At 71.9% G+C, this 13,866-nt stretch carries 14 protein-coding genes; 11 read left to right on the top strand and 3 right to left on the bottom strand.

Annotation, left to right across the window (positions count from 1 at the left end):
- Nucleotides 1-101 precede the first annotated feature (101 nt).
- Both ACFLIM_RS43225 and ACFLIM_RS43220 read left to right on the top strand, forming a co-directional pair.
- Nucleotides 102-836, top strand: coding sequence for a 4'-phosphopantetheinyl transferase family protein (locus ACFLIM_RS43225; RefSeq protein ID WP_393175348.1), 735 nt, complete (start codon nucleotides 102-104; stop codon nucleotides 834-836).
- Between the two features lie 2 nt (nucleotides 837-838).
- The gene (locus ACFLIM_RS43220; protein WP_393175346.1) at nucleotides 839-1,678 is read left to right on the top strand and encodes a TIGR03621 family F420-dependent LLM class oxidoreductase; all 840 of its coding nucleotides are present in this window, start codon (nucleotides 839-841) and stop codon (nucleotides 1,676-1,678) included.
- Here ACFLIM_RS43220 and ACFLIM_RS43215 read toward each other — a convergent pair.
- Nucleotides 1,659-3,053: an NDP-hexose 2,3-dehydratase family protein gene (locus ACFLIM_RS43215; RefSeq protein WP_393175344.1), complete on the bottom strand. Its 1,395-nt coding sequence runs from the start codon at nucleotides 3,051-3,053 to the stop codon at nucleotides 1,659-1,661. The genes ACFLIM_RS43220 and ACFLIM_RS43215 overlap by 20 nt on opposite strands.
- Nucleotides 3,054-3,171: 118 nt before the next feature.
- Here ACFLIM_RS43215 and ACFLIM_RS43210 point away from each other — a divergent pair, with 118 nt between their 5' ends.
- Genes ACFLIM_RS43210 through ACFLIM_RS43200 form a run of 3 tightly spaced genes read left to right on the top strand, consistent with a single transcriptional unit; the run spans nucleotide 3,172 to nucleotide 5,573 of the window.
- Nucleotides 3,172-3,768, top strand: a complete 597-nt coding sequence (locus tag ACFLIM_RS43210; protein ID WP_393175342.1) for a DUF1707 SHOCT-like domain-containing protein — start codon at nucleotides 3,172-3,174, stop codon at nucleotides 3,766-3,768.
- A gap of 10 nt (nucleotides 3,769-3,778) precedes the next feature.
- Complete coding sequence (locus ACFLIM_RS43205; RefSeq protein WP_393175340.1) at nucleotides 3,779-4,999, top strand: methyltransferase domain-containing protein; 1,221 nt, start codon at nucleotides 3,779-3,781, stop codon at nucleotides 4,997-4,999.
- Nucleotides 5,000-5,003: 4 nt separating this feature from the next.
- On the top strand, nucleotides 5,004-5,573 hold the full coding sequence (locus tag ACFLIM_RS43200) for a dTDP-4-dehydrorhamnose 3,5-epimerase family protein (protein WP_393175338.1): 570 nt from the start codon (nucleotides 5,004-5,006) through the stop codon (nucleotides 5,571-5,573).
- A 3-nt stretch (nucleotides 5,574-5,576) separates the two neighbouring features.
- Here ACFLIM_RS43200 and ACFLIM_RS43195 read toward each other — a convergent pair whose 3' ends face one another.
- Nucleotides 5,577-6,677 carry a DegT/DnrJ/EryC1/StrS family aminotransferase gene (locus ACFLIM_RS43195; protein ID WP_393175429.1) on the bottom strand — a complete coding sequence of 367 codons (1,101 nt, stop codon included), beginning with the start codon at nucleotides 6,675-6,677 and terminating at the stop codon, nucleotides 5,577-5,579.
- Between the two features lie 173 nt (nucleotides 6,678-6,850).
- Between ACFLIM_RS43195 and ACFLIM_RS43190 the strand changes: the two genes are divergently transcribed.
- Both ACFLIM_RS43190 and ACFLIM_RS43185 read left to right on the top strand, forming a co-directional pair.
- Entirely contained in the window at nucleotides 6,851-8,050 is a 1,200-nt protein-coding gene (locus tag ACFLIM_RS43190; protein WP_393175336.1) for a macrolide family glycosyltransferase, read from the top strand.
- On the top strand, nucleotides 8,050-9,477 hold the full coding sequence (locus ACFLIM_RS43185) for an AfsR/SARP family transcriptional regulator (protein WP_393175427.1): 1,428 nt from the start codon (nucleotides 8,050-8,052) through the stop codon (nucleotides 9,475-9,477). The genes ACFLIM_RS43190 and ACFLIM_RS43185 overlap by 1 nt, the downstream gene beginning before the upstream one ends.
- A gap of 12 nt (nucleotides 9,478-9,489) precedes the next feature.
- Here ACFLIM_RS43185 and ACFLIM_RS43180 read toward each other — a convergent pair whose 3' ends face one another.
- Nucleotides 9,490-11,088 carry an FAD-dependent monooxygenase gene (locus ACFLIM_RS43180; protein ID WP_393175335.1) on the bottom strand — a complete coding sequence of 533 codons (1,599 nt, stop codon included), beginning with the start codon at nucleotides 11,086-11,088 and terminating at the stop codon, nucleotides 9,490-9,492.
- Nucleotides 11,089-11,228: 140 nt separating this feature from the next.
- On the opposite strand from ACFLIM_RS43180, the gene ACFLIM_RS43175 reads away from it, so the two are divergent.
- Genes ACFLIM_RS43175 through ACFLIM_RS43160 form a run of 4 tightly spaced genes read left to right on the top strand, consistent with a single transcriptional unit; the run spans nucleotide 11,229 to nucleotide 13,838 of the window.
- Nucleotides 11,229-11,981: an SDR family oxidoreductase gene (locus ACFLIM_RS43175; RefSeq protein WP_393175333.1), complete on the top strand. Its 753-nt coding sequence runs from the start codon at nucleotides 11,229-11,231 to the stop codon at nucleotides 11,979-11,981.
- A 26-nt stretch (nucleotides 11,982-12,007) separates the two neighbouring features.
- A complete protein-coding gene (locus tag ACFLIM_RS43170) occupies nucleotides 12,008-12,298 on the top strand; it encodes an acyl carrier protein (protein WP_393175331.1) in 291 nt (96 codons plus the stop codon).
- On the top strand, nucleotides 12,295-12,771 hold the full coding sequence (fabZ, locus tag ACFLIM_RS43165) for a 3-hydroxyacyl-ACP dehydratase FabZ (protein ID WP_393175329.1): 477 nt from the start codon (nucleotides 12,295-12,297) through the stop codon (nucleotides 12,769-12,771). Before ACFLIM_RS43170 ends, fabZ begins: the two co-directional genes overlap by 4 nt.
- A gap of 2 nt (nucleotides 12,772-12,773) precedes the next feature.
- Entirely contained in the window at nucleotides 12,774-13,838 is a 1,065-nt protein-coding gene (locus ACFLIM_RS43160; protein ID WP_393175327.1) for an aminomethyl transferase family protein, read from the top strand.
- The last annotated feature ends 28 nt before the right edge of the window (nucleotides 13,839-13,866 follow it).

The following is a 13,866-nucleotide window of genomic DNA, read 5'->3' as shown; positions in this document are numbered from 1 at the left end:
CCCCTACGCGATGGTAGGTGACGGGAGGTGAACTGTGAGAGAAGGACGAGGACTTCGACCCCTATCCGAACCCCTAATTCCGAATCCGGCCCTTTTCGAGAATGAGCGCATTTGGCTACTGTGCGGATGTCGACTGCTACTACGGGCGTGAGGAGATCGAGGTGATCGAGGAGATCCTGCCCGACACGGTCATGACCTTCGACACCTTCACCGACCCGCCCGGCGTCGTGCTCTTCCCAGAAGAGGCCGAGCTGGTCCGCCGCGCCGCCGACAAACGCCGCACGGAGTTCACCACCGCCCGCCACTGCGTGCACCGGGCCATGGAACGGCTGGGCGTGCCCCCGGTCCCGGTGCTGAGCGGCGCTCACGGCGAGCCTGCCTGGCCGCCCGGCGTGGTCGGCAGCATCACCCACTGCGCCGGTTACCGCGCGGCCGCCGTCAGCGCCGGGCCCGGCACCATCGGCATCGACGCCGAGCCCGACGGGCCGCTGCCGCCCGGCGTGCTGGAGGCCATCTCGGTCGCCCAGGAACGCGAGCCGCTGCGCCGCCTGGCCGCCGAGCACCCGGGCACGAGCTGGGACCGGATCCTGTTCAGCGCCAAGGAGTCGGTCTACAAGGCGTGGTACCCGCTGGCCCGGCGCTGGCTGGACTTCCAGGACGCCGTGATCGTGCTGGACCCTCTGCACGGCACGTTCGACGCCCGCCTCCTGGTCGCCGGGCCCCGGTGGCATGGGCAGCCGGTGAGCGGCTTCGCCGGCCGCTGGATGGCCCGCCGCGGCCTGGTGCTCACCGCGATCGCCGTGACCGCTCCGCCCGCCGGCAGGAAGGCCGCCTAGAGATGACCAGATTCGGTGTGGTGCTCATCTCCGAGCGCTCCTCCAGGGACGAGTGGCTGGCCAGGTGCCGCCGCGCGGAGGCGCTGGGCTACGACGTGATCGCGGTGCCCGACCACCTGAACCTGCTCTCGCCCTTCCCCACCGCGGTGCTGGCGGCCGAGGCCACCGAGCGCGCCACGATCGGGACGTACGTGCTCAACGCCAGCTTCCACCGCCCCGCGCTGCTGGCCAGGGACGTCACCACCACCATGGGGCTCATCGGGGAACGGCTGGAGCTGGGGCTCGGCACGGGCTACGTCGAGGCCGAGTTCGCCGCCGCCGGGCTGCCCTTCGACCCGGCCACCCGGGTCGACCGGCTGACCGAGCTGGTCGGCGAGCTGGACACGCTGCTCGACCACAAGGGACCGCCGCTGCTGATCGGCGGCCACGGCGACCGGGTGCTGGGCCTGGCCGCCCGCCGGGCGGAGATCGTCAGCTTCACCGGCGCGCCGTACCGGGCCGAGTACGGCAGGACCGCGCTGGTCGCCGCCGGCGCGCTGCTGCGGCGCGTGCAGCACGTGCGGGCCGTCGCCGGGGAGCGGGGCCTGCGGCCGGAGCTCAACGTGTTGTCCAAGGCCACGGTGCTGACCGGGGACCGGCGCGCGGGCGTGCGGAGCCTGCGGTGTTACGCCCCCGACCTGACCACCGAGGAGCTGCTGGAGGTGCCGACCCTGTTCGTCGGCAGGCCGGCGCAGATCGCGGAGCAGGTCCGCCAGAACGAGGAGCGCTTCGGGTTCTCGTACATCACCGTGATGGACTCGGCGATGGAGGACTTCGGGAAGGTCATCGAACACCTCCGCTGACCGGCTGCCTGGCCGGGTGCGCCAGGCCGTGCAGGCAGGCGTTCAGCGTGCGCGCCTGCACGTTCAGGTAGTAGCTGTGCCGCAGCAGCTCGTCGAGCTGGTGCAGGGCGATCCAGCGGAAGGCCGGGTGGCCGGGCAGCGGGTCCTCGTCCACCTCGACCACCAGGTAGCGGTTGCGCGCGTGGTAGAAGCGGCCGCCCTCCTCCGACAGCATGGTGTCGAAGCGCACCCGCTCCGGCGCCGCGTCCAGCAGCGCGTCGAGCAGCGGCGGGCGGGCCTGGGGCGGCAGGTGGTCGTAGTTGCCCGGCGTGCACTGCACGGTCGGGGCCAGCTCCACCACGTCGGTGTAGCCGGGCTCGACGCGGGCGTGCGCCAGGGCGTGCACCACGCCGCCGATCCGCCGGACCAGGAAGCCGACCACGCCCGTGCCCACCGGCGCGATCATCGGCTGGGTCCAGCCGCCGACCTCGCGGCCGTTGGCCTGCACGCGTACCCCGATCACGTCGAAGAACCCGCCGGTCTCGTGCGAGATCCGGCCCTCGGCCCGCCGCCACCGCCTGACCTGGTTCAGCGGCACCGGCGTGGCCTGGACGTCCACCGTGGAACGGATGCCGCTGAGCCAGCTCAGGAGCTCGGCCGTGTGGTGCCTGGCACCCCACCGCGGGTCGCGGGAGCGCGCCACCGCCGCGCCGAACTCGCCCCCATGGGCCCCGTCCAGGAACGGCAGGCACGCCAGCACGGTCCTGGCGTCCATGTTCACCAGATCGGGCACCGACAGCAGCTCGCGCACCCGCCGCAGCGGCAACCAGCGGAACCCCTCGGCGGCCTCGACGTCCTCGGCCACCTCCACGACCATGTTCCGGTTGCGCTTGCGGTAGAACCACGCGCCCTGCTCCGACTGCCGCACGTCGGCCAGCACCCGCCCCTGCGGCTGCCGGAAGAAGTCCAGGTACGGCACCGCCCGCCCCTGGTGCACGCGGGTGTAGTTGCTCCTGGTGGCCTGCACGGTGGGGGAGAGCTGCGGCCCGCCGGGGTTGCCCGGCTCGTTCTTGGCCTGCATCAGCAGCTGCGGCTCGCCCTCCACCCGCCGCAGCAGGATGCCGAGGATGCCCGCCTCGGGCTGGTTGATGATCGGCTGGCTCCAGGCGGGCACCGCCCATCCCGGGCGGCGCACGTCGAGCCCCTCGACGGCGAAGAACCGGCCGCTCGCGTGGCGGAGGTCGCCCGTCGCCGGGTCCTCCCGCCAGCCGGCCAGCTCCTCCAGCGGCAGCCGGGTCACCTGCATGTACGTGAGCCCGGCGACCTCGCGAAGCCAGTCGTGAACGTCGATGATGGCACACCCCTCACAGCGGTCCGATGCCGCCGAAGTTGTCACGGGCCGAAGGAGTCCTCAACCCCTGCCTGGACGGCCTGCCACCCCTGTCAACTGCGCCGAAGCGGGATAGGGGTTCTCCGGCTGGGCCGGGCCTCCGTAGCCTTCTAATGTGGACGCCATGACCGATCATCGGGAAGTGCGGGCCAGTGACTACGACCGCGAGAGGGTGGCCGAGATGCTCCGCGTCGCGGTCACCGAGGGCCGCATCACGCTGGAGGAGCTGGACGAGCGGGTGGATGGTGCCTACACCGCCCGCACGCTGGGCGACCTGGACGACGTCATCGCCGACCTGCCGCGCTCCGACGTGCTGTCCCCGGCCGGGCCCACGGCCGCGCTCGTCACCCTGTCCGGGGCCGACGTGCTCCAGCTGCACACCCGCAGCGGGCGGGTGGAGCAGGTGGGCCACTGGGTGGTCCCGGAGCGCATGAGCGCCAAGGCCGGGCGGTGGGGCAAGGTGCGCATCGACTTCACCCAGGCCCAGTGCCCGCACCGTGAGGTCGTGCTCGACATCGAGATCACCTCCTGGTTCGGCGACATCGTCGTCGTGGTCCCCCGAGGCTGGCGGGTCCGCGACGAGGACGTCTTACGCCGTTGGCTGGGCTCCGTCCACAACCACCCGCCCGTGCCGCTCGCGCCCGACGGCGTCACCGTACGCCTCACCGGCTACGTGCAGACCGGCGACGTCTGGGTGAGGTATCGCCGGGCAGCAACCTGAGGAGGATCGCATGGCGTGCCGGATCTGTTCGGGCCGTCTCCACCCGTTCGCCGACTTCGGGAGCCAGCCGCTCTCCGACGCCTTCGTCACCCCGGGCGACCCGGGCGCGGAGTTCTTCTTCCACCTGGCCGTGGGGCTGTGCGAGAGCTGTTCGATGGTGCAGTTGCTGGAGGAGGTGCCGCGCGAGCGCATGTTCCACGCGGGCTACCCCTACCTCTCCTCCGGTTCCTCGGTGATGCGCGAGCACTTCCAGAGCCTGGCCAAGCGGCTGCTGACCACCGAGCTGGCCGGGCCCGATCCGTTCGTGGTGGAGCTGGGCTGCAACGACGGCACCATGTTGTCCGTCATCGCCGACGCGGGCGTCCGGCACCTGGGCGTCGAGCCGTCCGGCGGGGTCGCCGACCTGGCGGCGGCCAGGGGCGTACGCGTGCGCAAGGACTTCTTCGAGGCCGGCACCGCGGCGAGCGTGCTGGCCGCGGACGGGCCCGCCGACGTCGTGTACGCGGCCAACACGCTGTGCCACATCCCCTACCTCGACTCGATCATGGAGGGGCTCGACACGCTGCTGCGGCCCGAGGGCGTGTTCGTGTTCGAGGACCCCTACCTGGGCGACATCGTGCAGCGCGCCTCCTTCGACCAGATCTACGACGAGCACTTCTACTTCTTCACCGCCACCTCGGTGCGCGGCCTGGCCCGGCGGCACGGCTTCGAGCTCGTGGACGTGGAGCGGCTGCCCGTACACGGGGGCGAGGTCCGCTACACGCTGGCCCGGCGGGACGCCAGGTCACCGAGCCCGGCCGTGGCCGCGCTGCTGGCCGCCGAGGAGGCCGCGGCGCTCACCGAACCGGCCACCCTGCACCGGTTCGCCGCGCGTGTGGCGGACACCCGCGAGCGCCTCGTGCGGCTGCTCACCGACCTGCGCGACCAGGGCGCTCGCGTGTACGGCTACGGCGCCACGGCCAAGAGCGCCACCGTGCTCAACTACTGCGGCCTCGGCCCCGACCTGATCACGTTCGTCAGCGACACCACGCCGGCCAAACAGGGCAGGCTCACACCCGGCTCGCACATCCCGGTGCTCGGTCCCGAGGCGTTCGCCGATCCCTACCCGGACTACGCGGTGCTGTTCGCGTGGAACCACGCCGAGGAGATCATGGCCAAGGAGACGGCGTTCGGCCGGGCCGGCGGCACGTGGATCCTCTACGTGCCCGAGGTCCAGTTGGTGCGGGCCTGAGGTCATGGAGCACCGCGAGCTGGCGGTGGCCGGCGCCTACGCGTTCTTTCCCGAGGTCTTCTCTGACGGGCGCGGCGACTTCGCCTCGCCGTACCAGGAGAGCGTGTTCGCCGCGGCGGTGGGGCGGCGGCTGTTCCCCGTGGCGCAGGCCAGCAGGAGCGTCTCCAGGCGCGGGGTGGTGCGGGGCGTGCACTACACGCTGGTCCCGCCCGGAACCGCCAAGTACGTCTACTGCGCCGGGGGACGGGCCCTGGACATCGTGGTCGACCTGCGGGTGGGCTCGCCGACGTTCGGGCGGTGGGAGTCGCTGGAGCTGACCGCCGCCAACGGCGTCTCCGTATACCTGCCGCCGGGGGTCGGCCACGCCTTCGCCGCGCTGGAGGACGACACGGTGGTCTGCTACCTGCTGTCGGAGGAGTACCGCAAGGAGCACGAGCTGGCGCTCTCGGTCTTCGACAAGGAGCTCGGGCTGCGGCTGCCGCCGGGCCCGCCGGTGTTGTCGGAACGCGACCGGCAGGCGCCCACGCTGGCCGAGGCGGCGGCGCAAGGGCTGCTGCCCCGGTACGACCGGTGAGGGCTACAGCACCTCGCGGAGCGCGGAGATGATCTTCTCCTGGAGTTCGACGGGGAGCGACGGGTACATCGGCAGCGAGAAGATCTCCCCGGCCAGCGCCTCGGTCACCGGCAGGCTGCCCGGGGCGTGGCCCAGGTGGGCGAAGCCCGACATGGTGTGGACCGGCCAGGGGTAGCTGATGTTGAGATGGATGTCGTAGGCGCGCAGGGCCTCGATGATCTCGTCCCGGCGCGGGTGCCGGACCACGTAGAGGTAGTAGGCGTGCTCGTTGCCCGCGGCGGTCGCGGGCAGGACGAGGCCGGTGTCCGCCAGGCCCTCGGCGTAGCGGGCGGCCACGGCCCGGCGGGCGGCCAGGTAGTCGTCCAGGCGGGTCAGCTTGCGGCGCAGGATCTCCGCCTGCACCTCGTCCAGGCGCGCGTTGTGGCCGGGGGTGGACACGACGTAGTACGTCTGCTCCATCCCGTAGTAACGCAGCCGCCGCAGCGCCCGGTCCACCTCGTCGTCGGAGGTGATGACCGCGCCGCCGTCGCCGTACGCGCCGAGGACCTTGGTGGGGTAGAAGGAGAAGGCGGCCGCGTGCCCCATCGAACCGGCCACCCGGCCGTGGTGGCGGGCGCCGTGCGCCTGGGCGCAGTCCTCCATGATCACCAGGTCGTGCGCGGCGGCCAGCCGTTCCAGCGGGGCCATGTCCACGCACTGGCCGTACAGGTGGACCGGCAGCAGGCACCGCGTCCGCGCCGTGATCGCGGCCGCCACCTGCGAGACGTCCATCAGGTACGTGCCGGGGTCGACGTCGGTGAAGACCGGGGTCGCGCCCACGGCGTCGATGGCGACCACGGTCGGTGCGGCCGTGTTGGAGACGGTGATCACCTCGTCGCCCGGGCCGACGCCCAGCGCCTGCAGGGCGAGCTTGATCGCGTTGGTGCCGTTGTCCACGCCGGCGCAGTGACGTACGCCGTGGTAGCCGGCGAACTCCTCCTCGAAGGAGCGCACGCTCTGGCCGAGGATGAGCTGGCCGGAGCGGAAAACGGTCTCGACGGCGTCCATGATGTCGGCGCGCTCGGTTTCGTATTCCGGCAGATAGTCCCAGACACGGGTGGGCATCATCGTCCTCCTAGAGACTCCCGGCCCCGAGTAAACGCCCTGTCCGCCGGTCGGCGGAACCCCTAGAAAAGGGGGGCCCTATCTCAGGGGAGGGGTAGGGGGTGACGCCCGATCGCCGCGCTTATTACGTTGGCGGTGGCACACATCATTGCGAATGAGCCGAAAGACTTCACATGACGGCACATTACCTTTTTATATGTCATCCCGATCATGGTCATCTCATTCCGACGCTCGCCGTGGTGGCCGAATTGACGCGTAGGGGAAACCGCGTCACCTATCTCACCGCGGAGAGCACGGCCCGCCTGGTCGCGGAGGCCGGGGCCGAGCCCGTCACCTATGACTCCCCGTACCAGCGGGTGCGCTCGCGCGAGCGGGAGGACGACCCGCTCGCGCTGCTCTCGCTGCTGCTGGACGAGAGCGCGGCGATCCTCGGCGCCGTCGGGCGCCTGCCCGAGCGGCCCGACGCGGTCGTCTACGACATCTCGATCCTGCACGCCGGCCGCATCCTGGCCAGGAAGCTCGACCTGCCGGCGACCCAGCTCATCCCGATCTTCGCCTCCAACGCCCACTACTCCGTCCTCGCCTCCACCTACGAGTGCGAGGACGGCGGCCGCCTGGAGCGGGCGCTGCCCGGCTGGGTGGATGGCATGCTGGCCAGGATCGGCGCGCTGGCGCGGGCGCACGGGGTCCAGGACGACCCCGCCGAGCTGTGGTGGGAGGTCCAGGACGCCAACCTGGTGACCATCCCGCGGTCGTTCCAGTTCGCCGGCGAGACCTTCGACGAGCGCTTCGCGTTCGTCGGTCCCTGCCTGGGAGAGCGGCGGTTCCTGGCCGAGTGGGAGCCGCCGGGCGACGGCCTGCCGATCGCGCTGCTCTCCTTCGGCACCATCGGCGCCGCCCGGCCCGAGCTGCTGCGCACCTGCGTCCAGGCCCTCGCCGAGCTGCCCTGGCGCACCGTGGTCACGCTGGCCGACGGCGTGGACCCCGCCGACCTCGGCCCGCTGCCGCCCACCGTCGAGCCGCGCCGGTGGGTGTCGCACCTGAGCGTGCTGCGCCACGCCTCCGTGGCGGTCACCCACGGCGGCATCGGCACCACCATGGAGGCCCTGTACTGGGGCTGTCCACTGGTGGTCGTGCCGACCACCGCCTTGGACCGGCCGCCCGCGCGGCGAATCGAGGAACTGGGCCTCGGCCGCGCGCTGGACCCCGCGCTGCTGACCCCCGAGGGGCTGGCCGAGCAGGTGCTCGCTGTCGCGGGCGACCCGCGCATCCGCCAGGCCGCCGCGGAGATGCGCCAGGAGATCAGGGCCGCCGGCGGCACCTCCCGGGCCGCCGACGAGCTCGAACGCCTGCCGGCCAAGGCGGCGGCGTGATGGAGGCGCCCGCGTTCGAGTTCCGCGTGCTGGGGCCGCTCAAGGTGGTCAAGGACGGCGTCGAACTGCCCATGAGCGCCAACAGGGAGCTGGTCATCCTGGCCAGCCTGCTGCTGAACGCCAACCGGGTGATGAGCGTGGAACGCCTGATCGAGGCGGTGTGGGCCGGGTCGGCACCGCCCAGCGCGTGGCGGCAGGTCGCCATCTGCGTCTCGCGGCTGCGCCGTACGCTCGGGGCCGGGCTGATCGAGACCTCCAGCCCCGGCTACCTGCTCAGGGCCGCGCCTGACAGCATCGACTGGCTCAGGTTCACCCTCATGATGTCCCGGGCGCGCGCGCTGGCCGACTCCGGTCAGGCGGAGGCGGCCGTCCCGCTGATGCGCGAGGCGCTCGCGCTCTGGCACGGCCGTCCGTTCGAGGACATCAGGGGGCTGCGGTACGACGTGGCGCGGATGGAGGAGTCCCGGCTGGAGGCACTGGAGACCTGCCTGGAGCTGGAGATCGAGCTCGGCCGCCACCACCAGGTGATCCCCGAGCTGCTGGCCCTGGTGGCGGAGTCGCCCTTCCGCGAGCGGGTGCGCGCCCAGCTCATGCTGGCCCAGTACCGCGCGGGCCGCCGGGCCGAGGCGCTGCGCACGTACCAGGAGACCCGCCGCTACCTGCTGGAGCAGATCGGCCTGGAGCCCGGTCCCGCCCTGCGGCAGCTGCACGAGCAGATACTCAGGGACGAGTCCGCCCTGATGCGCCCGCCCGCCCACCGGCCGGCAGGCGTCGTGCCCTGCCAGCTTCCGCCGCGGGTGCTGCCGTTCGTGGGGCGGACCGGCGAGCTGGCCGCCCTGGACGCCGCCCTGCTCCGGGACGACGCGGCCCCCGCCACCATGATCATCAGCGGTCCGGCCGGGGTCGGCAAGACCACCCTGGCCCTGCGATGGGCGCACGCCCAGATCGACGCCTTCCCGGACGGCCAGCTGTACGCGGACATGGCGGGCGCCGGCCCCGGCGCCGTCCTCGACCGCTTCCTGCGCGCGCTCGGCGTGCCCGCCCAGGACCTGCCCGCCGACCCCGCCGAGAGGCTCGCCCTCTACCGGAGCCGCACGGCCCGGGGCAGGGTGCTGGTGGTGCTGGACGACGTCAGGGACAGCGACCAGGTGTTGCCGCTGCTGCCGGGCGGCGTCCGCTGCCGGGTCGTGGTCACCGCCGCGGACCCGCTGGACGACCTGGTGGCCCGGCAGGGCGCGCATCGCGCGTTCCTGCGGCCGCTGCCGGAGGAGGCGGCCCGGGAACTGGCGGGCCTGCTGGTGGGCACGTCACCGCACGGAGCCGAGGCGGTGCGCGACCTCGTCGCCGCCTCCTGCGGAAACCCCCTCTCCCTGCGCCTGGCCGCGGCCCGCCTCCGCTCCCGCCACGCCGCCCGACTCCACAACTGACGGCCGAGCCGGTCAGTGCCGGGACAGGATCGTGTCCAGAGCGGTCACCAGGGTGTCCGCCGAGGGGGTGTCCTCGTGCGTGCGCCAGCCGACGTGCCCGTCCGGGCGGATGAGAACCGCTCCGCGTGGGCCGAGGCCGTATTCCTTGGCCCAGGTCGGGGAGGTGAGCGCGGCGGTCGTGTCCTCGTCGGCGATCTCCACGGCGGTGAGCGGGACGCCGGTGACCGAGGCGGCCTGGTGGAGCCAGCCGCTGCCCGCCGGGGTCATCAGGGTGAAACGCGGGCCGAGCAGGTCGAGCGTCGACACCTGGCCCCGGTGGCCCGACAACCAGACGTGGGGGGCGCGGTGGCCGGGGCGGGCGGTCGGGACGTACGTGCGGTAGGGGTCCGCCGGCGACGGCGGCGGGGTGCCGTCGGGGACGACGGCGGCGGAGGAGTAGGCGAAGCCCAGCACCAGCCCTTCCGAGCTGCGCCGGTCGGCCTGCCGCTGGATGGCCTCGCTCATCGACAGCCGCCCCTCCATCATCCGGAAGGTGATCAGGGCGTTGGTCAGGCTCTCGTCCACGGTGCGCCCGGCGAGCGGACGGCGCTCGGCCGCGTACGTGTCCAGCAGCCCTTCCCCGGCCCTCCCGCGCAGTACGGCGGCCAGCTTCCAGGCCAGGTTGTGGGCGTCCTGGATGCCGCAGTTCATGCCGAAACCGCCCTGCGGGGTCGCCACGTGGGCGGCGTCCCCGGCCAGGAAGACCGGGCCGGAGCGGAAGGCGGAGGCGAGCATGACCTGCTGCAGCCACGGCATCACGCCCAGGATGGTGACCGGCAGGCCGGGTACGCCGACGGCGTCCCGCACCGCGCGCAGGCACACCTCCTCGGTGAAGTCCGCGGGGCTGCCGCCCTCCTCAGGGTCGTAACCCGTCTGCACCATCCAGCGCCGCCCGTGGTCCACCGCCTCGACGGCGCAGGGCGGGTCGCGCAGGAAGGACAGGGCGGCCCGCCGGTCGGCGGGCAGGAAGCCGAGGTCGGCCTCGAACATGATGCTGATCATGTGGCCGAGCGGCGGCGGGCCCTCGGTGGTGATGCCGAGGGAGTCCCGGATGCCGCTGCGGCTGCCGTCGGCCGCCACCAGGTGGCGGCAGCGCACCAGGGTCTCGCCGGCCGAGTCGGAGACGACCGCCTCGACGCCGTCCCCGTCGGACCTCATCCCGGTCATGGTGGTGGCGAACCTGACGTCGGCCAGCGACTCCGCGAGCCGCCGCAGGATCACTTCGAGCAGGTCCTGCGCGCACAGAGAGGTGTAGGTGGGGCTCTGCGGGGCGTCCCTGTTCAGCGCCGCCGCCGACCGGACGAAGTCGTCGGCCGTCAGCGAGCTGCCCACGCCCACCGCGAGGTACTCCTCGCGCGGCATGCCCGCGCCCTCCACCTCCTCCTGGATCCCCCAGGCGCGAAAGAGCTCCATTGTCCTGGTGGTGATGAGCCGGGCCTTCGGGAAAAGCGATGTGCCCGAGTGCCGCTCCACCAGCAGGGTCGATATTCCGTGACGGGAGAGCTCGATGGCGGCACAAAGCCCCACCGGTCCGCCGCCGACCACTAAAACTTCGACATCGAGCTCCTTCATGATGCCCAGGGTGATATATCGCGATTGTTCTGGTCAATGCGTGGATAACCGCGTGATACAGCAGTGATACACCTACTTAGTAGCTTATGCGGTGCAGATCCAGATTAAGTCAATCGGCGATTGTCGAATTCCTGGAGACCATGATGCTGTTTGCGCAGGGCGCCGTGGCGCTGGTGACCGGCGGGTCGCGCGGGATCGGCCGGGCCGTCGCGCTCGACCTGGCCAGGGAGGGCGCCCACGTCATCGTGAACTACGCGCGGTCCGCGGGGGACGCCAAGGACGTCGTCGCCCAGATCGAGGAGGAGGGCGGCAGCGCGACAGCCGTGCAGGCGGACGTGACGGACGAGGAGGCCGTACGGGGGATGTTCCGCGGTGTGCGGGCCGACCACGGACGCCTCGACGTGCTGGTGACCAGCGCCGGCGTCACGTTCGACCGCTACCTCATCGCCATGAGCCTGGAGCAGTTCCGCGCCCCGGTCGAGACCAACCTCGTCGGCACCTTCCTGACCTGCAGGGAGGCGCTCAAACTGATGCAGCACCAGCGGAGCGGGGCGATCGTGACGCTCTCCTCCTCCAGCGGGCTCGACGGGGGCTTCCCCGGCCAGACCAACTACGTGGCCTCCAAGGGCGCGATCATCGCCTTCACCCACGCGCTGTCCAATGAGGCGGCCCCGCACGGCGTGCGGGCCAACGTGGTGTGCCCCGGGTTCGTGGCCACCGACATGACGCGCAAGGTCCCCGCGGACCTCAAGAAGCAGTACGAGTCCCGCATCCGGCTGGGCCGCATGGGCCGGCCAGAGGAGATCGCCTCGATCGTGAGCTTCCTGGCCTCGGACAAGGCCTCGTACATGTCCGGCTCCGTGGTCGTCGCCCACGGCGGCGGCCTCGGCTGAGCCCCACCTCGTCACAAGGAGAACGCATGACCATCGACGAACTGCGCGCCAAGGCCGCCGAGCGCCAGCAGACCTGCGGCCAGATCAAGAAGATGATCGTGTCCAGACTGGACCTGGAGATCGAGCCGGACTGGATCACCGACGACCAGCCGCTGTTCGGCCGCGGCCTCGAACTCGACAGCCTCGACGTGCTCGAACTCTACGTGGCCATCGAGGCCGAGTTCGGCGTGGCACTCTACGACAGCGAGATGTCGGTGTTCGGCTCGGTGTCGCGGCTCGCCGACGAGGTCAGCCCGGCGCTGCGGGCGACGGTATGACGGTCGCCGAGAAGGCGCCGGCGGCCACGGGGCTGACGCACGACCAGATCCGCCAGGTGCTGCCGCACCGGTGGCCGATGTTGCTGCTCGACCGGATCGGCTCCGTGGAGCCGGGGGTCAAGGGCACGGCCACCAAGAACGTGGCCGGGACCGAGTTGTGGTTCCAGGGACACTTCCCCTCCGAGGCGGTGCTGCCGGGGGTCGTGATCGTCGAGGCCATGGCCCAGCTCTCCGGGGTGGTCTTCGCCCTGGCCGGAGCCAGCGAGATCAGCTACCTGGCGGGGGTCAGGTCGATGCGGTTCCGCCGCCCGATCGTCCCCGGCGACCAGGTCACCCTGACGGCCGAGCGCACCGCGGGCGGCGGCGGGTTCGCCGAGTTCCGGGTCTCGGCCCGGGTGGACGGACAGGTCGCCGCCGAAGGAAACCTCACGATCGCCGATCCGGCGTTCCAACGCTCTGTGCGAAAGGTGTGAACATGGCAAGCGTCCTCGCGACCACGCATCCGGAGGACACCGTGTACGGCGAGGTGGGCGACGCCACCGTGCCCCTGCGCTTCTCCTCACTCTCGGAGGAGTACGGCGTGCTGAGAGAGCGCGCCGCCCTCCTGGACCTCAGCGGACACCGGCTCATCGAGATCACCGGCCCCGCCGCCGTGGACTTCGCCCAGCGGCAGCTGGCCCGCGACGTGGAGTACCTCACCTCCGACCGCTGCATGATGAGCCTCGTCCTGGACGAGTCCGGCCAGGTCGTGGACCAGGTCCTCGCCTTCGGCAGGGAGGACGGGATCCTGCTGGAGAGCTCCTGCGGCGCGGGCACCCGGCTGCTGGAGCACCTGCTCGCGCGCAGCGAGGAGGGCGTCGAGATCATCGACCGCTCGGGCGACCTGACCGTCCTGGGCCTGGAGGGCCCGTACGCCTGGGGCGTGGTGGGCCGCCTGATCGACGGCGAGCTGGCCGCGCTGCCGTTCGAGTCGGTGGTGGACACCACCTGGGACGGTCTGGAGATCGTCTTCGCCAGGACCGGCCTGACCGGCGAGTACGGCTACCAGATGATCGTGCCCATCGAGGCCGCCGCCGACCTGTGGCGCCGGTCGCTGGAGCACGCGCAGGCAGCCGGGCTGGAGGCGCTGGAGCTGGCCATGCTGGAGGTACGCCAGCCGATCCCGCGCCACGAGGCCACCCCCGGCGCGACGGTCATCGAGATCGGCGCCAACTGGCTGGTGGACATCACCAAGGACGAGTTCGTCGGCAAGGACGCCGTGGTCGAGGCGTTCGAGAGCGGCGGCGGGCGGCGCACGGTCGGCTTCACCGGCTGCACCGGCGTCCCGGCGCCAGGCACCCGCGTGCAGGCGGGCGGCCAGGACATCGGCGAGATCGTGTACGCCGTCCACAGCGTCGGGCTCGACGCCACCCTCGGCCTGGCCAGGGTGGACCAGGACCTGGCGGCGGCGGGGCTGGAGCTCACCGTCGGCGGCCTGCCCGTGACCACGCTGACCAGCCCCTACATCGTGCCCAAGAGCTGGAGCATCCCGATCATCTGATCGGCCGGCGCGCTGAGAAGGAGACAAG

The sequence above is a fragment of the Nonomuraea marmarensis genome (assembly GCF_043197025.1).
In the GTDB taxonomy this organism is placed as follows: domain Bacteria; phylum Actinomycetota; class Actinomycetes; order Streptosporangiales; family Streptosporangiaceae; genus Nonomuraea; species Nonomuraea marmarensis.
This window is presented reverse-complemented; position numbering and strand designations above follow the sequence as displayed.

Coding starts and splice junctions, on each gene's coding strand:
- ACFLIM_RS43225 (WP_393175348.1), top strand. CDS start 102: ATGAGCGCATTTGGCTACTGTGCGGATGTCGACTGCTACTACGGGCGT.
- ACFLIM_RS43220 (WP_393175346.1), top strand. CDS start 839: ATGACCAGATTCGGTGTGGTGCTCATCTCCGAGCGCTCCTCCAGGGAC.
- ACFLIM_RS43210 (WP_393175342.1), top strand. CDS start 3,172: ATGACCGATCATCGGGAAGTGCGGGCCAGTGACTACGACCGCGAGAGG.
- ACFLIM_RS43205 (WP_393175340.1), top strand. CDS start 3,779: ATGGCGTGCCGGATCTGTTCGGGCCGTCTCCACCCGTTCGCCGACTTC.
- ACFLIM_RS43200 (WP_393175338.1), top strand. CDS start 5,004: ATGGAGCACCGCGAGCTGGCGGTGGCCGGCGCCTACGCGTTCTTTCCC.
- ACFLIM_RS43195 (WP_393175429.1), bottom strand. CDS start 6,677: ATGCCCACCCGTGTCTGGGACTATCTGCCGGAATACGAAACCGAGCGC.
- ACFLIM_RS43190 (WP_393175336.1), top strand. CDS start 6,851: ATGACGGCACATTACCTTTTTATATGTCATCCCGATCATGGTCATCTC.
- ACFLIM_RS43185 (WP_393175427.1), top strand. CDS start 8,050: ATGGAGGCGCCCGCGTTCGAGTTCCGCGTGCTGGGGCCGCTCAAGGTG.
- ACFLIM_RS43180 (WP_393175335.1), bottom strand. CDS start 11,088: ATGAAGGAGCTCGATGTCGAAGTTTTAGTGGTCGGCGGCGGACCGGTG.
- ACFLIM_RS43175 (WP_393175333.1), top strand. CDS start 11,229: ATGATGCTGTTTGCGCAGGGCGCCGTGGCGCTGGTGACCGGCGGGTCG.
- ACFLIM_RS43170 (WP_393175331.1), top strand. CDS start 12,008: ATGACCATCGACGAACTGCGCGCCAAGGCCGCCGAGCGCCAGCAGACC.
- fabZ (WP_393175329.1), top strand. CDS start 12,295: ATGACGGTCGCCGAGAAGGCGCCGGCGGCCACGGGGCTGACGCACGAC.
- ACFLIM_RS43160 (WP_393175327.1), top strand. CDS start 12,774: ATGGCAAGCGTCCTCGCGACCACGCATCCGGAGGACACCGTGTACGGC.